Source organism: Niastella sp. OAS944 (assembly GCA_024809215.1).
GTDB lineage: Bacteria > Bacteroidota > Bacteroidia > Chitinophagales > Chitinophagaceae > Niastella.
This window is the reverse complement of the sequence record JANUBW010000012.1, coordinates 1-24,253: the sequence shown is the minus strand read 5'-3', so window position 1 is coordinate 24,253 and position 24,253 is coordinate 1. Positions and strand designations below refer to the sequence as shown.

General features: G+C 46.3%; 16 protein-coding genes. 14 read left to right on the top strand and 2 right to left on the bottom strand.

Annotated elements, in window-relative coordinates; genetic code table 11:
• Window positions 1-3: 3 nt before the first annotated feature.
• Window positions 4-771, bottom strand: coding sequence for an SDR family NAD(P)-dependent oxidoreductase (locus tag GGD38_RS32855; protein WP_375302340.1), 768 nt, complete (start codon window positions 769-771; stop codon window positions 4-6).
• A gap of 477 nt (window positions 772-1,248) precedes the next feature.
• Here GGD38_RS32855 and GGD38_RS32850 point away from each other — a divergent pair, with 477 nt between their 5' ends.
• The 6 genes from GGD38_RS32850 (at window position 1,249) to GGD38_RS32825 (ending at window position 9,745) form a co-directional block, all read left to right on the top strand.
• Window positions 1,249-4,152: a TonB-dependent receptor domain-containing protein gene (locus GGD38_RS32850; protein WP_375302339.1), complete on the top strand. Its 2,904-nt coding sequence runs from the start codon at window positions 1,249-1,251 to the stop codon at window positions 4,150-4,152.
• Between the two features lie 271 nt (window positions 4,153-4,423).
• A complete protein-coding gene (locus GGD38_RS32845; RefSeq protein ID WP_375302338.1) occupies window positions 4,424-4,891 on the top strand; it encodes a RidA family protein in 468 nt (155 codons plus the stop codon).
• A 221-nt stretch (window positions 4,892-5,112) separates the two neighbouring features.
• Complete coding sequence (locus GGD38_RS32840) at window positions 5,113-6,339, top strand: aminotransferase class V-fold PLP-dependent enzyme (protein WP_375302337.1); 1,227 nt, start codon at window positions 5,113-5,115, stop codon at window positions 6,337-6,339.
• Between the two features lie 35 nt (window positions 6,340-6,374).
• Window positions 6,375-7,637 carry an amidohydrolase/deacetylase family metallohydrolase gene (locus tag GGD38_RS32835; protein ID WP_375302336.1) on the top strand — a complete coding sequence of 421 codons (1,263 nt, stop codon included), beginning with the start codon at window positions 6,375-6,377 and terminating at the stop codon, window positions 7,635-7,637.
• A gap of 9 nt (window positions 7,638-7,646) precedes the next feature.
• A complete protein-coding gene (locus tag GGD38_RS32830; RefSeq protein ID WP_375302335.1) occupies window positions 7,647-8,573 on the top strand; it encodes an RraA family protein in 927 nt (308 codons plus the stop codon).
• Between the two features lie 65 nt (window positions 8,574-8,638).
• Window positions 8,639-9,745 (top strand): bile acid:sodium symporter family protein, encoded by a 1,107-nt coding sequence (locus GGD38_RS32825; protein ID WP_375302334.1) that lies wholly within the window; start codon window positions 8,639-8,641, stop codon window positions 9,743-9,745.
• A 5-nt stretch (window positions 9,746-9,750) separates the two neighbouring features.
• On the opposite strand, the gene GGD38_RS32820 is transcribed toward GGD38_RS32825, so the two are convergent.
• Window positions 9,751-10,533 carry a DeoR/GlpR family DNA-binding transcription regulator gene (locus GGD38_RS32820; protein WP_375302333.1) on the bottom strand — a complete coding sequence of 261 codons (783 nt, stop codon included), beginning with the start codon at window positions 10,531-10,533 and terminating at the stop codon, window positions 9,751-9,753.
• Between the two features lie 437 nt (window positions 10,534-10,970).
• Here GGD38_RS32820 and GGD38_RS32815 point away from each other — a divergent pair, with 437 nt between their 5' ends.
• From GGD38_RS32815 to GGD38_RS32780, 8 genes are all read left to right on the top strand, one after another.
• Complete coding sequence (locus GGD38_RS32815; RefSeq protein ID WP_375302332.1) at window positions 10,971-14,120, top strand: SusC/RagA family TonB-linked outer membrane protein; 3,150 nt, start codon at window positions 10,971-10,973, stop codon at window positions 14,118-14,120.
• A gap of 21 nt (window positions 14,121-14,141) precedes the next feature.
• Window positions 14,142-15,674 (top strand): SusD/RagB family nutrient-binding outer membrane lipoprotein, encoded by a 1,533-nt coding sequence (locus tag GGD38_RS32810; protein ID WP_375302331.1) that lies wholly within the window; start codon window positions 14,142-14,144, stop codon window positions 15,672-15,674.
• A 192-nt stretch (window positions 15,675-15,866) separates the two neighbouring features.
• Window positions 15,867-17,501 carry an alpha-L-fucosidase gene (locus GGD38_RS32805; protein WP_375302330.1) on the top strand — a complete coding sequence of 545 codons (1,635 nt, stop codon included), beginning with the start codon at window positions 15,867-15,869 and terminating at the stop codon, window positions 17,499-17,501.
• Between the two features lie 27 nt (window positions 17,502-17,528).
• The gene (locus GGD38_RS32800; RefSeq protein WP_375302329.1) at window positions 17,529-19,802 is read left to right on the top strand and encodes a family 20 glycosylhydrolase; all 2,274 of its coding nucleotides are present in this window, start codon (window positions 17,529-17,531) and stop codon (window positions 19,800-19,802) included.
• Window positions 19,803-19,818: 16 nt separating this feature from the next.
• The gene (locus tag GGD38_RS32795) at window positions 19,819-21,135 is read left to right on the top strand and encodes a gluconate:H+ symporter (protein ID WP_375302328.1); all 1,317 of its coding nucleotides are present in this window, start codon (window positions 19,819-19,821) and stop codon (window positions 21,133-21,135) included.
• Between the two features lie 23 nt (window positions 21,136-21,158).
• The gene (locus GGD38_RS32790; RefSeq protein WP_375302327.1) at window positions 21,159-21,623 is read left to right on the top strand and encodes a RidA family protein; all 465 of its coding nucleotides are present in this window, start codon (window positions 21,159-21,161) and stop codon (window positions 21,621-21,623) included.
• A 114-nt stretch (window positions 21,624-21,737) separates the two neighbouring features.
• Complete coding sequence (locus GGD38_RS32785) at window positions 21,738-22,769, top strand: PfkB family carbohydrate kinase (RefSeq protein WP_375302326.1); 1,032 nt, start codon at window positions 21,738-21,740, stop codon at window positions 22,767-22,769.
• 163 nt (window positions 22,770-22,932) lie between these two features.
• The gene (locus tag GGD38_RS32780; protein WP_375302325.1) at window positions 22,933-24,009 is read left to right on the top strand and encodes a dipeptidase; all 1,077 of its coding nucleotides are present in this window, start codon (window positions 22,933-22,935) and stop codon (window positions 24,007-24,009) included.
• Window positions 24,010-24,253 lie beyond the last annotated feature (244 nt).

Genomic DNA, 24,253 nt, shown 5'->3' with positions numbered 1-24,253 from the left:
GCTTTATTTCATCAGACTGATATTTGTCATACCGCCATCCACCAACAGCTCGCTGCCCAAAATAAAGGTTGATTCGTCAGACGCGAGAAATACAGCCGCGTTTCCGATATCAGCAGGTTGGCCAAGCCGGCCCACAGGGATCTGGTTCACCCAGAACTGTTTAATCAGGTCAACCTGTTCGGGAGGTGCGAATTTGTCAAACACCGGCGTATCGATACTGCCGGGCGAAAGCACATTCACCCTGATCCTACGGGCTAACAGATCCAGTGAAAACCCTTTTGCGAAGGAAACTACAGCAGCTTTAGCGGCGCTGTAGATAGACATGCCCGGGGCCGCCCGATGAGAGGCTGTAGAGCCTATTAAGATAATCGAACTACCATCATTTAAATACGGTAGCGCCTTTTGAACCGTGAAATAGACACTTTTCAGATTCAGGTCCATGTACTTGTCAAATCCATCCTCTCCTACATCCGACACTGATCCCATTGGCGTCCCATCCACCACGCCGCCTGCATTCACCACTAATGCATCAATCTTACCAAACTTGTTGAACGTTTCTTTAAAGATCAGTTCCAGATCATCCAGATTTGTTACATCACCCTTAATTCCAATAAAATTTGTTCCCAATTGCTCAACAGACTTGTCTATTGTTTGCTGGTTTCTTCCGGTGATAGCACCTTTTGCCCCTTCCTTACTAAAGGAAGCAGATATGCCGAAACCGATACCGCTGTTACCGCCGGTAACCACAGTTACTTTGTTTTTTAATTTCATTCAACAAATGTCACCCACACATGTCCTTTGCTACAAGGACTTTTGCCACAAAATAATGGTGATAAATGTCACGTAAACACAGCGACTATTGAATGGCCTTTATTGTCGCCGGATACGGTTGGCTGTTAAAAGACCCGTTTGCCAATTCAAAATGACCTTACGGGAAGTCGAACGAATAGGCCTAACAGAAGCGGACTACAAGCTTGACCGCACAATAATTTACCGCCGGCCGACTGCGATTGTACACGATATTTTATTGTTTAGTTGTTATACCGGCCTGGCCTATGCTGATGTAAAAAAGCTCAAACGCTCCGAGATTATCATCGGCGTTGATGGTATTTCTTATATTCCTATGTTAGCGTGGTATCTTTCCTAAATCTAAATCAATTTTGCTAAAAACGAAGTTCGTTACAACCTGCAGTTGGTTTTTTTACCTCTTTGAATATAGTTAACTTAATGGTAACAATTACTTGCTATATGAGAAAAACACTGCTGCTGATATGCCATGTGCTATCCTCCTGCCTGCTATATTCCCAGAAGATGGTCACCGGCAAAGTGGTCGATGCTAAAACAGGAACTCCGCTGGTGGGTGCTACGGTAAAGAGCGGCATCGGCAAAGTGGGTACCTCTACAAATAACGATGGCGTTTTTAATATCAAGGTAGGGGCGGCCAATGATATTTTGGAAATAAGCTTCATCGGGTACAGTACGCAATCCTTCCCGCTCAATGGCCAATCCGAGGTTACACTCGCCCTTCAACCCGCCTCCACCACTTTAACTGATATCGTCTTCGTGGGAAACCGTGGCGCCGGAAGGGCTAAGACGGAAACACCTGTTCCGGTGGATGTCATCAAAGTGAATCAGGTGGGTTTGCCTACGGGTAAAATGGAGCTTACCTCCCTGCTGAATATGACAGCACCTTCTTTCAATTACAATAAGCAAAGCGGGGGCGACGGCGCCGATGCCATCGACCTGGCAACCCTTCGGGGCCTGGGACCCGATCAAACCTTGGTCCTCATCAATGGCAAACGCCGCCATCAGACTGCATTCGTAGCATTGTTTGGCACGCGCGGCCGCGGCAATTCAGGCACCGACCTGAACGCCATTCCGGAGGCCTCCATCGACAGAGTTGAGATCCTGCGCGACGGGGCCTCCGCGCAATACGGGTCCGACGCCATAGCAGGGGTAATGAATATCATGTTGAAAAGGGATGTGGATCACCTTGCTGTGACCGCCGGCTATTCCGCCTTTTATGACCATAAATACAATTCGCTCAATAGTGTTCAACCTGATCAATATGTTACGGGAAACCGGTTCGACGGACAAACGTTCTCATTTGGCCTGAATCACGGATTTTCCATAGGCCCTAATAAAGGATTCCTCAATTATTCCCTTAATTTCCTGAGCCAGGGCAAAACTTTTCGTCAGGCGCCCGACACCAATATATTTTCCAATTCGAAAGCACTCCCTGTTAACAATGTGCGCAGGGCCATGGGCGACGCCTCCGTCACTTCGGGCGGGTTCATGCTCAATTCAGAGATCCCTCTCACCACCAAGACCAGCTTCTATGCATTTGGCGTTTACAATTATAAAAACTCCAATGCCTTTGCTTACTCCAGGAATTTCACCGGGCATCCCGAGCGGTTCCCCAACGATGGCAATGGAAACCTGATCTTCGTACCGGGTATCATGCATTTTTCCGGGCCAGCCTCTATCTCTTATACCGATCCGGTGAGTATTACTCCGGATGCTGATATCTATTACAATCCCATCGAAAACGTACATATAACCGACGCATCTTTGGCGGTGGGCTTCAGGGGAACAGCCAATGAGTGGAATTGGGACATCAGCAATACGGCAGGCGGCAATAACTTCCACTACTACGGTGATGGGACCTTCAATTCCTCGCTCGGAGCAGCCGGTGCCACCAAAAACCATTTCAATGACGGCGGGTTCTATTTTTTACAGAACACGACCAACCTTGATATAGATAAGCGATACAACGACGTTGCAGAAGGAATGACCCTTGCCTTTGGCGCTGAATTCAGGCATGAGCAGTATGCGATTTACAAAGGAGAAGAAGCCTCCTACGCGAATTACAGCATTCAACCAATCGCCTATCCAAACGGAGATACTACCTATCCCGCTACAGGCGCGCAGGGTTTTCCGGGTTTTCAGCCGTCAGATGAGCACAAGGCCAGGCGTTCCAACATAGCCGGTTATGCAGATGTAGCCATTGACATTACAAAGGCCTGGCTGGTAGACGGCGCCGTTAGGCTGGAGAACTATTCAGACTTTGGATTCGTGAATACCTATAAACTGGCCACACGTGTCAGGCTATCCAACAGCGTCAACCTCCGGGGCTCCGTGAGCACGGGTTACCGAGCGCCTTCCCTGCAGCAGATAAATTTCAGCATTACAGAAAGCAATGTGGTGGCAGGAGTGCCCTCTCTGGTGAAAATCGCCCCAAACTATAGCCCCATAACCCGGGCCGCAGGCATTCCTGATCTTAAACAGGAGAAATCGGTGAATGCCAGCGTGGGCGGCACCTGGAAGCCGGCGAATAACTTTACCCTCACCATAGACGGCTACTACGTAAAGATCACGAACAGGGTCGTTCTTTCCGGTACCTTCCAGGCAACAGACATTACGCTCAATTCAAAACTTACCAATACGCTGGAGGCATTGAAGGTCAATAGCGCGCAATTTTTCGCCAATGCCGTCAATACCTCGAATTACGGGTTAGATGTTGTGGCCGATTGGAAACAGAGTTGGGGCAGGAACAAATTCAGCGTTCTGCTTGCCGGAAATCTTCAGCATATGAAGATCGACAAGGTCAATGTGCCTGCGGTACTGAATGATACTTATCTTCATCAACAGACGTTTTTCAGTGGAAGGGAACAATACTTTGTAAAGGCTTCGGCTCCGCCCGCCAAGATCAGCCTCAACCTGCAGTACGATGTCAATAAATTTACGGTAGGCACGCATTTCACCTACTTTGGAAAGATCAGTCTAAAAGGATATGGCTATTCAGGAGACAATTCATTGGCAGGAACAGGGAAGCAGGGCGACCCCGATTTGATAGGGACGGGGATCACGCCGGTTGTTAACCTGGGAGCGGACCAATCGGGCCCGCTGGTGCCTGAGATCTTTAACTATAATGGCAAAGTGGTTTCTGACCTGTTCTTTTCGTACAGGTTCTCCAAAACCGTCAGCCTTTTCTGGGGAGCTGACAATATCTTCAATGTGCATCCCGATCTGGGCATCGTACCCGCCGCCAATGCCCAGGCATATGACGGTGAAACAGGCGGCCCATGGGATGCCGTGCAAATGGGTTATAATGGAATGCGCCTATTCGCAAAGCTGGCTGTAAATTTCTAAGGCGGTCTTAACTATATATAAAAAACAAACCCCGGCAGAACACCGCCGGGGTTTAGCTTTATATCCATGCACTGGTTGTACTGAAGAAATCTGCAAAAAATGCGATTTGTTTCTTCCGTTTCAGCCATTTTACCGCATTTGTATACACTTTTGATACCATTATGCAAATTATTTGCAATTAATTTTTGCAGATTTGCATGATAGGACTAAATTAGTGGAAGGAAATGTAACCACTTCTTACCATCATTAACGCTTTAAAAGAGAATTGCAGATGATAACTGAACGCAGAAATGCCCTGAAAAAACTGTTTGCCTCCGTTGCCGGAACTGTAGGACTGGGCTTATTCGCAAAAGCCGGAATTGCCGACAAGCCCAATGAAAAAGAAGTCTTTAATGTAATAACTGACGACCAGGATGTGCCGCTTTTTTCCGGTGTCACAAAGTTTAACGGAATGGTATTTATTGCTGGCAAAGGCGCTCATTTTGCCGGAGATATCAAAGCCCATACCGATCATGTGTTGAAAGAACTGGAAAAAGAATTGCTGGCAGCCGGTTCCTCCATGGAAAAAGTATTGAAGGTGAACGTATACCTCAACGATATCAACGATTACAAGGCAATGAATGAAGTGTTTAAAGGCCGTTTTGGAAAAAAGCCGCCGGTTCGTACTACCGTGGCGGTTGCCAAAGGCGGCGTGCCTGGTGATTCCTTAGTTGAAATGGATTGCATTGCCTATGTATAAACCCGCGGCAACATTAGGTTAAGGTTCGATTACTCTACCGCAGTGTCGCAGTTCTTATTCTCTTATCACTTTGTCACTGCGGTTCTCAATGTGCTTATTCTTTCTGGCCCGTTTTACCATTGCCCTGTTGAAACAGGTGTACTCACCCAACCAAACAGATTCCATAACAATCGCTCCGTCCGGTCCTATTTGCGGGCGGGCAGTAACCACCAATTAACTGTATGCAACGGAGAGAATTGATCAAATTATTTGCACTGGTACCTTATGCCGGCAGCGTCTCCATTATTCCCTTTACCGCTGCCGCCGCACCCGCATCCGCACCTCAAAATGCAGAAAAACGTTTTCTTTTTAAAGAACTGGGTGTTCGCACCTTTATCAATGCTGCCGGCACTTTCACAGCCATGACCGGTTCATTGATGCACGATTATGTACTGGATGCCATACAAAGCGCCGCCTCTGAATTTTGCATGCTCGATGAGTTGCAGGATAAAGTAGGAGAGAAGATCGCAGCATTGGTGCATTCCGAAGCAGCCGTGGTTACCTCGGGCGCCTTCTCGGGCATGACCCTGGGCCTGGCTGGTATATTAACCGGTATGGACCAAAAAAAAGTAGAACAATTGCCGCACCTCGATGGTACAGGCATGAAGTCGGAAGTGATCATTCAAAAAGCACATGACATAGTATACAACCACGCCCTGAAGAATACAGGTTGTAAAATAATTTATGTTGAAACCGTTGCAGAAGTGGAACAGGCTATTAATGAGAAAACAGCCTTGTTACACTTTTTGAATATAGAAGCCGATAAGGGCAAAATAAAACATGAAGAGTGGGTAGCCCTTGGCAAAAAGCACAATATTCCTACCTCTATTGATATTGCCGCCGACGTGCCGCCGGTATCAAACCTGTGGAAGTTCAATGATATGGGTTTCAGTTTTGTAGTCATCTCCGGTGGTAAAGCAATACGCGGCCCGCAAAGCGCCGGCTTGCTGATGGGTAAAAAGGAGATCATTGCTGCAGCCCGCCTGCACATGCCGCCCCGTGGTTTTAATATCGGCCGCGGCTTTAAAGTAAATAAAGAAGAAATACTGGGCATGTATGTAGCCCTTGATAAATATATTAAAGATGATCATGACAAAGAATGGAAAGCGTGGGAAGCAGCCACTGCAGTAATTGACAATGCTGCCAAAACTGTAAGCGGCGTAACTACCAGTATCACCGTGCCGGAACTTGGTAATGTAACGCCCACTTTACAGATAGCATGGGATGCAGGTAAAGTGAAATTGTCAGGGAAAGACCTGCAGGAAAAATTACGCAGTGGCGCTCCTTCTATCGAGATCGGTGGGGCAAAAGAAAGCAGCATCACGGTTACCGTTTGGATGTTGAAACCGGGCCAGGAGAAAATTGTTGCCGGCCGAATTAAAGAAGAATTGATGAAGGCAGTTGGTTAAAAAATATCCACTTTCCATTACTAAACTCCAAACCAATGGCAAAAGCGGGTATATTATTGGCGCTGTTAACGTTTGTATGGCACATCTCTACTGCGCAGAATTATGCTATAGTTATAAAAGGCGGACATGTAATTGATGCGAAGAATAATATTAATGAAGTGATGGACATTGCCGTGAACGATGGCAAAATTGTGAAGGTGGCAAAAAGCATTGATGAGTCGAAGGCCGCGCAGGTTGTTAATGCTAAAGGACTATATGTAACTCCCGGACTTATCGATGCGCATGTGCATGTTTTTTATGGAACCGATCCGGAACGCGCTTACAGCAATGGCCCCCTGGCCGTAATTCCCGATGCTTTTACTTTCAGAAATGGCGTCACCACGGTGGTAGATGCCGGCAGTTCGGGCTGGCGTAACTTCCCCCTCTTTAAAAAACAGGTGATCGATTTGTCGCAAACCCGGGTGCTTGCCTTTTTAAATATCGTGGGCGAAGGCATGCGGGGTGGCGTATACGAACAGGATACAAAAGACATGGATGGCAAACTCTCCGGCATCACGGCCAGGCGCTTTCACGATTACATAGTAGGCATTAAAGTAGCGCATTATGTAGGCAGTGAATGGACGCCGGTTGATGAAGCGGTGAAAGCCGGCACCATGGCCAATACGCCGGTGATGATCGATTTTGGCGGCAGCAATCCGCCGTTATCTATTGAAGAATTGTTTATGAAACACCTGCGGCCCGGCGATATTTTTACGCATTGCTTTGGCCAGTTGCGCGATCGGGAACCTGTGGTTGATATAAATACACAAAAAGTTAAACCCTTTGTACTGGAAGCAAGAAAGAAAGGGATCTTATTTGATGTAGGCTATGGCTCCATCAGTTTTGCATTTTCACAGGCTATACCCGCCATTAAGAACGGGTTCTACCCCAACTCCATCAGCACCGATATTCATACCAATAGCATGAATGCATCCATGAAAGATATGTTGAATGTTATGTCGAAACTTATGAGCGTAGGTATGAACCTGCAAAGTGTGATACAGGCCGTTACCTGGAATCCGGCGCAGGAAATAAAACACGAAGAATTAGGGCATTTATCCGAAGGCGCCATTGCCGACATTGCCATCTTCGGCATTCGCACGGGTAAGTTCGGTTATTTCGATTATACAGGTTATAAAGTGGAAGGCACCCAAAAGCTGGAATGTGAAATGACCATCAGGGGCGGAAAGATTGTATATGACCTCAATGGCATTACAACACCTGTTACAATTGTTAAACCAGGTGCCGGTGGCCATTAAAATAGTATCATGAAACGGATCCTTATTTGTACGATAGTTTGGTTAGCATGTCTGTTCCCGATAGTTATACAGGCGCAAACAATTCCACGCGATGAACTGATTTTTTTAACGGCCGAATGGAAAGGGGAGCGGTTTGCCGATGGCCGCCCGAAGATTCCTGATGACCTTATTCGCAGGGCCCGCAGTATTGCTATTGAAGATGCCTGGACGATCCTGAACAATGAAGGTTATACCTGTCAGTATGAAGGCAACTGGAAAACGGTGCACACCGATACGCCGGTTGTAGGACGGGCTTTAACGGCCTGCTTTATGCCCAGCCGGCCAGACGTGGAGAAGAATATAAAAGAACGGGGCAAAAAGGATGGCCGCGTAGGGAATACCAATGCCTGGCCCATCGATATGCTTACAAAAGGTGATGTGTATGTGGCCGATGGCTTTGGGAAAATTTCTGGTGGTACATTGATAGGGAGTAACCTGGGCAATGCCATCTACAGCAAGTCGGGCAATGGTGTCGTTTTTGACGCAGCCGCCCGCGACCTGGAAGGCCTGTCGGAAATAAAAGGTTTCAATGCGTATGTGCGTGAGTGGCACCCATCGTACCTGAAAGAGGAAGTGTTGATGGGGTTGAACACTCCCATTCGCATCGGCCACGCCATGGTTATGCCCGGCGACCTGGTGATCGCGAAAAAAGGCGGGGTGCTGTTCATTCCGGCCCACCTTGCCGAAAAGGTGATCGTAACAGCGGAGTTTATTGTTCTTAAAGACAAATTTGGCATCAGCATGTTAAAGGCCGGTAAATACACGCCCGGGCAGATCGATAACCAATGGACCGATAAAATAAAACAGGACTTTCTGGACTGGTTACAAAAGAACCCCAATGAGATTCCCATGACCCGCGCCCAACTGGATGAGTATATGAAGAACCGGACCTGGTAGCATAAACTCAAAACATCTTTTCCTTTGAAAATTGACTTTTGATCATCCACATTTTAGGACGAACCATGACAAAGATTACCTTGCCTATCGCTGCTGTATGTTTAATAGCGTATATTGTATTCAGTGTAATTGATAGCGTCGCATTTGCAGGCCCCTGGCTCATCGGCTGCTTTCTAAGTTTATCCATTGGTGTCAGGTCATACGCAGCATTGAAGGGATTTTCCTTCACGCTTGTGATCTTTGCCGCGGTGACTACCGCGTTATATTATCCGCAATACTTTTCAACCTGGCATGGGGTAAAGCTGGCGTCGTTTTTTACTCCTTTGTTACAGATCATCATGTTTGGGATGGGCACCGAAATGGGCGTTAAAGATTTTGCCGGTGTTATAAAAATGCCGAAAGCCGTGCTCATTGGTTTATTCGGGCACTTCACCTTTATGCCGCTGGCTGGTTATGCGTTGGCGCGCCTGTTTAATTTTCCCCCCGAAATTGCAGCCGGTGTTGTCCTCATCGGCAGCATGCCCTGTGGCATGGCCTCTAATGTAATGTCGTATCTGGCCAATGCGAACCTGGCGCTGTCGGTTACACTAACGGCCATCGCCACGCTGTTATCGCCGTTTTTAACACCGTTGTGGATGAAAGTGCTGGGCGGACAATTTATTCAAGTTAACGCACTGGCTATGATGTGGGAGATCGTGAAGATAGTGGTAATACCCATTGGCGCCGGTTTGTTGTTCAACAGGTTCTTTAAGGGAAAGGTAGCCTGGCTCGATAAGATCATGCCGCTGATCTCGATGTTTGGGATCGCATTCATTATTGTGATCATTGTGGCTGCCGGTCGTGATAACCTCATCGTGATCGGTCCGGCATTAATAATATGCGCCCTTATTCATAATACCACCGGTTATTTGTTCGGTTTCTGGATAGGAAGATTATTTAACCTGCCCGAACGGGACGCACGAACGATCGCTATTGAAGTAGGCATGCAAAACGGAGGACTGGCGTCGGGGTTGGCGAAGGCAATGGGCAAGGCGGCTACATTGGGATTGGCGCCTGCCATCTTCGGTCCGTTAATGAATATTACCGGTTCTATTTTAGCCTCTTATTGGCACAGGAATCCGCCGCCGGTTGAAAAAGAACGCAATCTGCTGAATACCGATGCTGGTTCTTAAAACTTCTATAAAAGCGTAAGGTTTTTAGCTTTGTAAGCCTGCAGTTCAGGATGATCGGGTGGCAGTTCTGTAATTAAATAATCGATCTCATTCAGATCGGCAATTTTCATTTGCATTGCCGAATTCATTTTTTCAGAAATGGTGAGCACAGCCACCTTATCAGCAGCGTTGATCATGGCTTTTTTTACCTGAATGGTTTCCCAGTCAGAATCGGTAAGGCCGCTTTTGCTGTCAATAGCATTTATGCCCAGCACGCACAGATCGGCTTTAATATTACTGAGGTATTGAAACACTTCGCCGCTTACGGTCATTTGACTATAGGTAGAGATCTGGCCGCCGATGACAATGGTTTTGATCATTGGTTTATCAAGCAGTTCCACTGCCGTAAGCACGTTCACGGTAATGAACGTAGCACGTAAAGTGGGCGGGATCTTTTTTATAAACTCTCTGATGGTAGTGCCGCCGCCGATGAGCACGATCATATCTTCCCTTAATAACTGCAGGGTTTTATCGGCTATGATCTCTTTGTGTTGTTGTGAGTAGGTTTGTGATTCATGGCCAATATGGTAGGCTGCAGACATTACCCCGCCTTTTATTCTTATCACCTGTCCTTCTTCGGCAAGTTCGTTCACATCCCGCCGGATGGTATCCTCTGATACATCTATAAGTTTTACCAGGTCGGTAAACATTAAACGGGTATGTATATTCACCTGTTTGATGATCAGTTTCTTCCTTTCCTTTTTTTGCAAGGCAACCGGCGCTGGCGTATTTGGGTTATTGTTTACCATAATCTGTTAACGCATTAATGAGATTGGGATAGGTCTTCAATTGACAAAATTCAAACTTTTAGCACGAAATAAGTAAGCTTATTCAAGGGTTGCAACATTTTATTTTCACAAAACGATCCTAAGGGCCACAAATCTTAGTGCGTCTGTTTCTGCAACCCTTGCAATAATGCGGCAGGTGCAAATATTTTGCAAATATAATTACACCCTTCTTCAATGTCAAATAATTTACGACACCTTTCTTGCCACCATTGACTTACAGCTAGATAAGCGATCTTTTGCAATTGGTATGTACTCGCTATTACAAGATTTAATTATTCTAGCTATTTGCAGAAATAATTTCATTTAATGCAAATAATTTGCAGTTTGTATTCTTTTTGTTATTAAATTGTAACAGAATTTGCAACGTAACCAAACATTTCTACTCAACTCAAACGCTTATGAAACGAGTCAACACTATTGCTTTGGGCAGCCTGCTGCTATGTTTCCATCTGCTGATCTCGCTTACAGGTCTGTCGCAATCTGCCCTGTTAAGAGGGGTGGTTAAAAATGAAGCAGACCAAACAGGCATCCCCAATGCATCGGTAACCCTCACTTCCGGTAAAAGTTCTACTTCAACTACCACAGATCTAAAGGGGAACTTCGCTTTGAACATTCCTGTCAGTCTTCAGTCTTCCACATTTCAATTATCTGTTACGTCGGTAGGCTATGAAAAAAAGCTCATCACCGTTGATCCCACGCAGGGGCCGGTATCTGTAACCTTAAAAGCAGGGACCGGCGATATGCTCGATAATGTGGTGGTAACTGCATTAGGCATGAAGAAAGACCGTAAAGCGGTTGCTTACGCCGTATCAGAAGTAAAAGGAAGCGAATTCACCCAGGCTCGTGAAAACAATATTGCCAACGCCCTGTCTGGTAAAATTGCAGGGGTAAATGCGGCAGGTTTGTCAACCGGTCCGGGCGGTTCAAGCCGGGTTACCATCCGCGGTAATGGCTCCATGATCGGCGATAACCAGCCTTTATATGTAATTAATGGTATGCCGCTCGATAATACCGTGCCTGGCGGCGCCCCCACGGTAAATGGTACCACCAGCAACGTTGATAAAGGCGATGGTATTGCAGGCATCAATCCTGATGATATTGAGTCTATCACGGTGTTGAAAGGCGGTACTGCTGCCGCATTGTATGGTTCACGCGCCAGTAACGGGGTCATTCTTATCACTACTAAAAAAGGAAAGGCGCAACGCGGCCTTGGGGTTGAATATAATTCCACCCTCACCATGGATAATGTAGCCGTAATTCCCGATTTTCAGTATCAATATGGCCAGGGGCTCGATGGGGTTATGCCCACCACTTTGTCTGATGCGCAGGCATCGGGAAGAAAATCATGGGGCGCCCCCATCGATGGTTCTACCAATTATATGGGCGTAGATGGAAAAACCCATCCCTATGTTGCCCAGAAAAATAATCTTCAGAATTTTTATCAAACCGGTACCACGTTTACCAATAGCCTGGCCTTTGTAGGTGGCAGCGATAATTTCAATTACCGCTTTTCAATGGCCGACCTCAACAGCAGGGGTATTTTGCCCGGCACCACGTATAAACGAAAAACGTTTAATGTGGCCCTCAATGGCAAAGTGGGTTCCAAAATAAATATCGAAGCGCTGGCGCAATACAACCTTGAGCAGGGACATAACCGTACAGGTGCGGGCGACGCATTGGGTAATCCCAACTGGACGCCCCTTGAAATTGCTAACACTGCTGATGTAGGCTGGCTAAAACCCGGTTACGATTCAGCCGGTAATGAAACCATCTGGAACGATGCCGCCATTGCCTCCAACGGTTATTTTGTCATCAACAAATGGAAGGAAGATGATGTGAAGAACCGCTTTATTGGCCAGGCATCTATTTCATATGAGCTTATAAAAAACCTGGTAATAAAAGGAACTGTAAGTCGTGATTTTTATAACTATAATTATACAAACGTGCTGCCAACCGGTGCGCTGTATACGCCGTTAGGTGAATATGTGGGGTTGAAATCGGATCTGTCTGAAACCAACAGCATGTTGAATGTTACTTACCGCACCAGGTTTGCCCAAAATTTTGGGTTGAGCGCCATGGTAGGGGGCAACTCCCGCAGGTTTGCAAACAAAGAGCAAAATATTACCGGTAAACAATTTATCATTCCGTATTTCTATAGTGTTTCAAACTTAGCATCTTCTACTACCAGGCCCGTTACACAGCGATCTACTACCAATTCGGTTTTTGGTTCAGCCGACCTTGATTTCAAAAACCTGTTCTTTGTGACCTTTACGGCACGTGAAGACTGGTTCTCTACCTTAAGTACAAAGAACAACCATATCTTTTATCCCAGTGTTGGTAGCAGCTTAATACTGTCCGATGCATTTGAACTGCCCGGCTTTATTACGTTGGCCAAATTGCGCGGCTCATGGGCGCAGGTGGGTGGTGGCGCGCCTGATCCCTATGCCATCTATCAAACGTATAGCAATGTGGCCAGCGCAGGCCAGCCCCTGCTGAACGTAACACAGGATGTAAACCAGCAGAACTATATCCCTAACCCCGACCTGAAACCGTATACATCTACTACCTATGAAGGCGGCTTTGAATTGCAAACATTCAATAACCGGTTAGGGCTCGACTTTACTTATTACAACCGCCAAACCACCAATGATATAGTTAAAACAAGTATCTCTGGTACCTCGGGCTATAATTCCGTGATCATGAACGTTGGGGAATTAAGGAACAGGGGTATTGAAGTATTGTTGACCGGCAAGCCGCTCAGCCGCCCTAATTTCAGCTGGAATGTAAGCTACAATTTTGCCTGGAATGAAAGCAAGGTAGTGGACCTGGCGCCCGGCTTAAGCTCAGTTCAAATAGCCAACTCCGTTGGTAACTGGGCCTTTTTACAACACATCAAGGGCCAGCCGTATGGAACTATTGTGGGCACCACTATGAAAAAAGATGCGCAGGGCAATGTGATCTTTAACCGGGGCAATCACCTGCCGGTAATGAGCGACCTGATGCCATTAGGGAACAGCGTGGCGCCCTATACTATGGGTATTACCAATGAATTCAAATATCATAACTGGGGATTGAACATTCTGCTCGATGGAAAATTCGGCAACAAGATCTTCTCTGTTTTCGAAGTATATGCTACGCGGATGGGCAAGTTAAAAAGCACGTTGCCCGGTCGCGATAAAGGCCTGGAGTTAAAAGGTGTTGACCAAAACGGCGCGCCGTACGATACTACCATAACGCAGGCCGGCGGCGTATTGCGCAACTACTACGATAATTATAAAGTATATTCAGATCTGTTCCTGCACGATGGCAGCTTCATAAAACTGCGCCAGGTAATTCTTTCTTACAACATCCCTGTAAGCAAAATAAAGTTGGCTAAGATTCAGGCGGCCAGCATTTCATTTGTGGCCCGCAACCTGTTCATTTTGTATAGGGATACCAAAAACTTCGATCCTGAGCAAAGCTTTACCAACAGCAATGCGCAGGGCTTTGAATCAATTGGGTTGCCCCGTACCAGATCGTATGGCCTTAACCTGTCCATTAAATTATAATTACCTAAACAGAAGAACAATATGAAAAATATAATAAAATATGCAGGTGGTTTACTGGGGTTAATGGGCATGTTGTCACTGCAATCGTGCGACAAGAATTTTGAAGACATCAATACCAATCCCGAAACTACGGCTAAAGTATATCCACAATATGTGTTTACAAAAGCTGAGTATGATGGTACCGCCAATATGCTGAACTTTTTGTTAGGCACTATGCAGTATACCACCAGTTATAACGATGTGGCTGGTTTTGGGTCAAAATATAATGCCGCCCAGATCTCACAAACGTATAAGGCATTTGACGATGCCTATCCCAAAGAGATCAACGAACTGGGCATTGTGATAAAAGCAGTTAAAGATGAACCATCGCAGGTGAATCTGTATGCAGAAGCCAGGATCTGGCGGGTATATTGTTACAGCCGCCTAACCGATCTGTACGGAGATATTCCATACTTTCAGGCGGGGTTGGGCAATGATTCTTTTCTCTTTAAACCAGCGTATGATCCGCAAAGCGCTATTTATGCCGACATGTTATCTGAACTGGATGCAGCAGCGAAAATGCTCGATGCATCTAATAAAATAACTTTTGGCGCATCTGACCTCATCTATGGCGGTGCTACTGATAAGTGGAAAAAATTCGCCTACTCCTTAATGTTGCGCCTTGGTATGCGCATGACAAAAGTTGATGCCAGTGCCGCCAAGAACTGGGTCACCAAAGCCATTGCCGGTGGCGTGATCACAGATGATGCAGACATTGCCAAAATGAGTTATTTGGCTGCCGGCCAGGATATCAATAAAAACCCATTGGCATTTAACCTGTGGAACAGCGATTACATTGCCCAGGATGGCAACAAGAATACGGAAGGGGGCAAATACCACGATGTTTTCATTTCTTATTTGAAAAGTACCAACGATCCCCGGTTACCGATGATGGCTGTTGTATGGAATAACAAGGTGCCCGATACATCGGTAACGCTGGCGAAAGGTATGCCGGCCACCCTGGCCAATGCCAAGCCTGCTGATTTTATTACCTATTCAGAGCCTAACCCTAAAACACTGTTGTTAATGAATTCGCCGCGCCTGGTGTTTACAGCTGCAGAATCATATTACCTGTTAACAGAAGCAGCGTTGAGAGGTTGGTACAGTGGCTCTACTGCCACCTCCCTGTATCAAAAGGGTATTCAGGCTGCCATGCGGCAATGGGCTATTATTGGTGGCAAGGACGGAACTATTGCTCAGGCTGCTATCGACAATTATGTAGCGGCCAATCCGCTGAACACCGGTGGCTCTTTCGATGATCAAATGAAACAGATCTATACCCAGTTCTGGGTGAGCATTTTCCCTGATGCGCAGGAGGTGTTTGCCAGCTTCCGCCGTACGGGTTACCCCGCATTGGTGCCCAATAATTATGCAGGCAATGCAACGGGGGGCAGGTTCTTTAGAAGAATGTTGTATCCAACCACCGAGCAAACCCTTAATGGCGATTCTTATCAGGCTGCTATAGCCCGGCAGGGAGCAAATGATCTGTTAACCCATATCTGGTGGGATAAGTAAGTCAAATGGCAATAGGCAATAAGCAATTGGCAAAACTAAGCCCTCTGAATCATAATTGCCAATTGCCAATTGTCTATTGCCTATTGCCTATTGGAAAGAGTTCTCATACAAATTTCAAGTAGATTTTAAGTGTAACAAAGAGGGTATGTCTATGCCCTCTTTTAATAAGCATTCAAAAAAGAAAAGAGTTGCATGAAAAGATCGATCGTTGTTTTAATCTGTATCGTACAATGTATAATGGCATGGGCACAGCACGATGTGGTGAAGGATGGAGAAGCCAGTGATTATAATCTGAATAAACCGGAACGCGAAGAGTGGTTGCGCAATTCGGCGGGCGGTTTGTTCATTCATTTCAGTGTAGATGCGCAGCTGGGTATTGTGATCAGTCATTCGCTGGTAGGCGCATCTGACGACTATGTGAACCGGTATTTTAACGAGTTGCCAAAAACATTTAATCCGTCAAAGTTTAATCCGGAAGAGATAGCTGCCCTTGCCAAACTGGCTGGCATGAAATACATCATGTTCACTACCAAACACCATTCGGGGTTTTGTATGTGGGATACGAAGACAACCGCTTTCAACATCATGAATACGCCCTACCATAAAGACCTGTTGAAAGAATTTGTTGAAGCTACGCGCAAGGCGGGGCTACAGGTAGGTTTTTATTTTTCACCCGAGGATTTTAATTTTCTGCATACCCATAATATGCTTATCAGTCGCGATAACGTAGTAATGAGCGATGCAGTAAAAAAGGAGTTTGACGAGTTCACCCGTACTCAATGTGAAGAGTTGATGACCAACTATGGAAAGATAGATCTGCTGTTCATAGATGGCGAACCGAAAGAAGTTGTGAAAGCCACCTGCTGGAAATTGCAACCAGACATTTTGATAACCAGAGGCGCGTTAAAAACAACGGAACAAATGTTGCCGGGTGTAACCATTCAAAAACCCTGGTTATCGTGTATTACCATTGGTACGGCCTGGCAGTTTCAACCTACAAATGAAAGATACAAATCGGGTACTAACCTGATTGAATTGCTGATTGAAGCCAGAAGCAAAGGCGGTTCCTTATTATTGAACACTGGTCCCAAACCCAATGGAGAATTGGCAGGGGAGCAGGAGGACAGATTGCGGGAGTTGGCGGCCTGGTATTTTATAAACCGGGAAGCGGTTGACAATGTGCACCCATGGGTGATCAGCCGGGAGAAGAATATCTGGTTCACTACAACTGCTAACAAACAAACGCTGTATGCCCTGGTTACCGGTTTACCTGATTGGATAGAAGGGGATCAAAAAAGTTTTACACTTCATTCGGTAAAAGCAACAGCCAATACGGCAATCAGTGTGCTGGGACAAAATGGTATTATTCAGGAATACAAACCCGGTAAAAAGGTGAGCCCGTCATTTAGGCAAACAGATACCGGACTGGTAGTGTCGGTTTTTCGTACCCAACGCATTTACGACGATCATAAATGGCCCAACCCGGTAGTTATAAAAATTGAAAATATACAACCTGCCATTGAACCCGTACAGGTGGTAACGTTAGATGCCCGTTCATCCGCAACAGCCATGGTGTTGTCGGGTAAAGTGCTAAACTTTAAACCGGGCACGCCAGTGAAGGCCCGGTTTTATTACCGGCCGTATCACGGTCAAATTGAAGACCTGTACACCGGCCCCTGGATAAGATCGGCTACCGTACCCATTGATAAAAATGGAAATTTTTCAGGTACGGTCAGTGGGTTGAAAAAAGGACAGTATGAATATAAGGCCGTGGCAGAATACAGCGGCATTGAATTAGATGGAGATAAAAAATTGGGGCACCCCTAAGTTATGAAGTGTATACGTACATACCTCTTGGCGAAGGTACTATTGATTGCAATGCCATTATGGGCGCTGGCACAGGCCGGCAGCCAGGCATTGCCCGCTGTGATCCCTTTACCAGTAACAATGACACCTTCAACAGGATCATTTATAATAGATGGCACTACAAAAATTGTGGTAACTGATAGCGCATTGAACAAAATGGCCGGATTGTTAAACGGCTATGTGCTGGCCTATGGAAATAAACCATTATCAAAAACTACTATAACGCCCGGCAATAACTTTATTTCCCTGTCCATCGACTCCACTGGCATTCCACATAAAGAAGGATACCTGCTTCATGTAGATAAAAAATCGATCCGTTGTATTGGGCATGATGCCAGTGGCGTGTTGTATGGATTGCAGACCCTACGACAATTGTGGCAAGCCGGAAAAGGCAGTATCGAAGTCCCGTGTTATACCATAAACGATGATCCGCGTTTTGCATATAGAGGAATGGCGCTTGATGTAAGCCGGCATTTGTTCCCGGTTTCCTTTATAAAAAAGTACATCGATTGGCTGGCCCTGTACAAGTTCAATACTTTTCACTGGCACCTGACCGACGATCAGGGCTGGCGGATAGAAATAAAAAAATATCCCAGGTTGCAATCAGTAGCCGCCTGGCGCAATGAAACATTGATAGGCCATAAAAAAGAATTGCCTCATCGTTTCGATGGCAAACGGTATGGCGGTTACTATACACAACAACAAATAAAAGAAGTGGTGCAGTATGCGGCAGACCGGCATATAACCATCATTCCTGAAATTGAAATGCCCGGACATGCATCCGCTGCACTGGCGGCGTACCCAACATTGGGTTGTACGGGTGGGCCTTATACTACCGCTACATTCTGGGGTGTGTTTGATGATGTGTATTGCGCAGGCAACGATAGCGCCTTTGTGTTTTTGCAAAATGTGCTCGATGAAGTTATGACGCTTTTCCCATCAAAATATATTCACATTGGCGGTGATGAATGCCCCAAAACAAGATGGAAGGTTTGTGCAAAATGCCAGCAGCGTAAACAAACCCTGCACTTACCCGATGAGCATGCGTTGCAGAGCTATTTCATTCAACGCATGGAGCAATACGTTAACAGTAAAGGGCGGCAGATCATTGGCTGGGATGAAATACTGGAAGGCGGATTGGCGCCTAACGCTACTGTTATGAGCTGGCGTGGCGAGGAGGGTGGCAAGGCAGCTATAGCACAACATCATTCCGTAATCATGACTCCTGAAACGAATTGCTATTTTGATTACTACCAATCCTTATATGCTGAAGAGCCACTGGCAGCCGGTGGTTTTACGCCGTTGCAAAAAGTATATGGGTACGAACCGCTGGCCGGAAATGCAGATAGTGCAACAACAACTTATTTAGCGGGAGTAGAAGGGCAGGCGTGGAGCGAGTATTACACCAGTGAAGCGCAGGCTGCTTATATGATCTTTCCCCGCGCGCTGGCGCTGGCCGAGCTGGCCTGGACACCGAAATCAAAACGCAATTATGAGAATTTCCTGAACCGGTTACGTGGAGAAGCATCGCTGCTGAAGCACCAGAAAATTAATTACGACCCCCATTTTGATGACATCACCTACACTGCGGTACCTGTGCAAAACAATGTTTTGCAAATAAATTTGCAAAGTGCTGCACGCGGCAGCGACATCAGGTATACAACCGATAATACGGTGCCTACTATACAAAGTTCATTATATACCAGTGCAATTGAAATTAAAAATACTTGTACAGTAAAGGCATTGCTCTTTAACAGACAACATCAACCTACAGGTCGGTTGTTTCAGCAATCATTTCGTATACATAAAGCAGTGGGCGCCACCGTAACTTTGCTGAATAAACCTATTGACCGGTTCAACCCCGGTAATACAACCCTTGTAAATGGATTGTTTGGCAGCAACCGGTATAACGATAATCAGTGGCTGGGCTTTAGCGGAAATGATCTGGAGGCAGTGATCGATTTGGGTAAGCAGCAAACGGTGCAACACCTGGCATTGCAAGTGCTCAATTATCACTGGCAGCGTATGTGGGCCCCGGTTACCCTGCAGTTGCTGGCATCAAAAGATGGCGAACATTATACGGAACTATACCGGCAAAATTCATTTCCTGTCAATGGCATCAATAAAGTGGATGTACCCGTAACACCAGTACAGGTGCAATATATAAAAGTGATAGGCACCAACAAGGGCGTAATACCTGCGGGTGAATATGGCGCCGGGGGTAATGCGCTGTTGTTGATCGATGAAATTGTGGTTGAATAAAAAATAATAGTAAGAAATGTCCATACTAATCGTATTGCTTTGTATTGTTATACTCATCCTGCTTATAACCTGGGGAAAGGTGAATGCTTTTCTGGCCTTTTTGATAGTTTCCCTGTTGGCAGGTTTGTTATTGAAACTGCCGGCGGAAAAAATTATGTCGGCTGTGCAGCAGGGTATGGGCGATACATTGGGGTCATTGGTAAGCATCATTTGTTTGGGTGCCATGCTGGGCAAGCTGGTAGCAGAAAGTGGCGCTGCACAAAAAATTGCTACCGTGTTGATGCACGCATTTGGCGTTCGCTATCTGCAATGGGCGTTAATGATCACCGGGTTCATCATTGGCATTCCCTTGTTTTATGGGGTAGGATTTGTGTTGATGGTGCCGCTGATCTTTTCCGTTGTATATCAGTATAAATTACCTGCTGTATATATTGGCCTGCCTATGTTGGCGGCTTTATCGGTAACGCATGGTTTTTTACCGCCACACCCGTCGCCAACTGCACTGGTAACACAGTTTGGGGCCAGCATGGGTATTACATTATTATATGGATTGCTCATTGCCATTCCGGCCATTATCATTGCCGGTCCACTGTTTTCAAAAATTGTGGGGAATATAAAGTCTGAACCATTGGAGCTGTTTAAGCCGCAGGCAATTGATAAAACACAGTTGCCGGGAACGGCCAATAGCTTTTTCACTTCCTTGTTGCCGGTGTTTTTGCTTACAGCTACCACTGTGTTGAATTATTTCTTAAAGAATAATAATTCAGTAAAAGGGGTACTAGCCCTTATCAGCGAACCAGCATTGATCATGTTGGTGTCTGTGTTAGTGGCTGCTTTTACGTTAGGCATTGGCTGTGGCCGGTCAATGAAATCGGTGATGGCCATTTATGCCGATGCGGTTAAGGATGTTGGTATGATCCTGCTGATCATTGCCGGCTCAGGTGCATTGAAACAGGTGTTAACAGAAAGCGGCGTAAGCAAACAAATAGCGTCTGCATTGGAAACCTGGCCTGTGCACCCGTTGGTACTGGCCTGGTGTATGGCAGGTATCATTCGCATTTGTGTAGGCTCGGCTACAGTGGCGGGATTAACAACAGCAGGCATCATTGCGCCTTTGTTAGTTAAAACATCGGTGAATGCCAATCTGATGGTATTATCAGTAGGCGCCGGCAGTTTATTGTTTTCGCATGTAAATGATGCGGGGTTCTGGCTTTTTAAAGAATATTTCAATTTGAGCATAAAAGACACCTTAAAGACCTGGTCGGTTATGGAAACAATTGTAGCTGTAGCCGGACTGGTTGGTGTAATGATCCTGAATTCCACAATAGGTTAATATAAATTACAAACACCGAACACATGAACGCAGAAGAAAGATTCAAAAAACTGGGATTGAAATTACCTCCTGCCCCCACACCACTGGGAGTGTACAAACCTTTTCTTATCGATGGTAAATACCTGTATTTATCTGGCCACGGGCCCGTGCGGGACGATAAGACCCTTATTATTGGTAGAATAGGAAGTGAGTTGAATATGGAAGAGGGTAAGCTGGCAGCGCGGCAGGTTGGCCTTACCATGTTGTCAACGATCTGCACGCATGTTGGCAGTCTTGACAAAATAAAAAGGGTTATAAAAGTGCTGGGTATGGTGAATTGTACGCCCGATTTTGAACGGCATCCTTATGTCATTAATGGCTGCAGCGAATTGTTTGCCGCCATATGGGGCGAAGAGAACGGCATCGGCGTTCGCAGCGCCGTGGGTTTCGGTTCTCTCCCTGATAATATTCCGGTGGAGATCGAAGCTATGTTTGAGTTGGTAAGTTGACAAGTTAACAAGTTGACGAGTTAACCAGTTGACGCGAGGTTGAGGATGAGCGAAATTGCCGATTGCCGATTGCCGACTGCCGAATTTGGGTTATAATTGTTGAAAATGCAATGAATGATGATGACACCCAGTCCTGTTCAGTTAACCGCATTTGGCGAATTTATGATGCGGTTGCACAGCGCCGGATCGCAACGTTTTTTACAGACCCAGGAGTACAAAGCATACTATGCAGGAGCAGAAGCCAATATGTGTGTGTTGTTATCGCGCCTGGGTGTTACTACCAGGTATGTTACCCGTGTTCCGCAAAATGATCTTGCACTGGCCGGTATTCAGCAATTGCAAAGTCATGGTGTAGCTACCGATCATGTTATATATGGGGGCGAGAAGCTGGGCCTTTATTTTACCGAGCCGGGTAATCATATCCGTGCAACGCGGGTGATCTATGACCGGGCTGGCTCATCTTATGCAGAGCTGCAACCCGGTATGATTGATTGGAAAAAGTCGCTTAGCGATTCGCAATATTTTCATTGGTCGGGCGTGGCGCCTGCAGTGTCACAAAGTGCCGCGGACGTATGTGCTGAAGCAATTACAGCAGCCAAACAGAACGGCGTCATCATCTCAGCCGATTTCAATTATCGCAGCACTTTATGGAAATATGGCAGGAAGGCGGCCGATATTATGCCGGCCTTATTAGAGCCCAGTGAAATTGTAGTGGCCGACCTGGATTCCGCAGCCGTATACTATGGCATCAATACTGATGTAAATGATTCATTGGAAGACCGGTTCAAACAATGTAGTGAAGCATTGCAAAAACAGCTGCCGAATATGAAAACGCTGGGCATGAGCTTTCGAAAAACAGATGGACCGGTGCATATTTATTCCAGCGCTTTTATGCTCGACGGCCAGTATTATTTTTCTGCTGCATACCGGTTACCATTTATCACTGATCAAATAGGTACAGGCGATGCATTTACCGCCGGTATGTTATATGGGTTGATGAATGGATTGCAGCCACAGGCCATTATTGAATTTGCCACTGCCTGCGGTGCCTTAAAACAAAGCATTCATGGCGACTGGGCGATTGTCTCTAAGATGGAGGTAGAACAATTTATACAGACTGGTTCGTCGGGAAGAATTATTAGATAATGATAGAAGCGGGTTACCAGTTACCGGTCGCCGGTTTCCGGGCTTCAATTCGAAACTCGCTATATAATTCATGATTACCTGCCTGGCCGCGAACCTGGCAACTGGTAACCGGCGACTGGTAACAACAATTTTAGAACTCAAAATCCACAAGCAAGAACTTAGCATGTTTACTATAGACGCACACCTCGATCTGAGTATGAATGCCATGGAATGGAACCGCGATCTGCGGCAGCCGGTTATGGACATTCGCAAACGTGAGACCGGATTAACTGATAAACCAGATAGGGCCAAAGGCACAGTGGCCTTGCCCGAATTACGACAGGGAAATATTGGATTGGTAGTAGCCACACAAATTGCAAGATATGTGGCGCCCGATAATCTTTTGCCCGGCTGGCATTCGCCCGAACAGGCATGGGCGCAAACGCAGGCACAGCTGGCCTGGTACAAAGCCATGGAAGCCGCGGGTGAAATGGTAATGATAAAAAACAAAACCGGTCTCGAAAGCCATCTGGCTTTGTGGCTGAATGGCGAATCCAATGATAATAAACCCATCGGCTATATCCTGAGCCTGGAAGGGGCCGATTCCCTTGTTACACTAAAACACCTTGAAATTGCTCAGGCATACGGATTGCGCGCGGTTGGTCCGGCCCACTATGGCCCCGGTCGCTACGCCAACGGTACCGATGCTACCGGTGGGTTGAATGCCATGGGCAAAGAACTTGTAAGGGAAATGGACCGGTTAAATATGATCCTCGATGCCACGCATTTGTGCGATGATGCCTTTTGGGATGCGCTGGATATCTTTAAAGGGCCGGTATGGGCCAGTCATAATAATTGCCGGGCGCTGGTTGATCACAACCGCCAGTTCAGTGATGATATGATAAGGGCATTGATAGAAAGAGATGCCGTTATTGGCGGGGCGCTCGATGCCTGGATGATGGTGCCTAACTGGGTACGGCAGCAATCTACCCCTGAAGGCATGCACTGCAACCTCGAAAAAATGCTCGACCATTTGGACCATATCTGCCAACTGGCAGGCAATGCCCGGCAAGTAGGCATTGGCACCGACCTCGATGGCGCTTTTGGTAAAGAACAATCGCCCTACGACCTGGAAACCATTGCAGATCTGCAAAAGATCCCCACATTACTGGCAAAACGCGGCTATGCCCCTGCAGACATTGAAGCCATTATGCATGGTAACTGGTTGCGCTTTTTGCGGAAAGCGTGGGACACTTTGTAGCAAAGCTTTACAGCTCATCTTTGTTCGCAAATTGTTCGTACTTGCTTCGGGAATGCTTAGGGGCTTCTTCGCAAATTTGCGAACAACTTGCGAAGAATGTACGAACGTGGGGCGAAGAAGGATAAACTCAGTCCCGAAGAAAAGACACGTGTCTCGTCCGGAAATAGCTATACACGTGAAGAATAAATCCTGAAGCAACTATACATAGGTATTTGGTAATCCTGAAGTTGCTTTACAGGTTGAG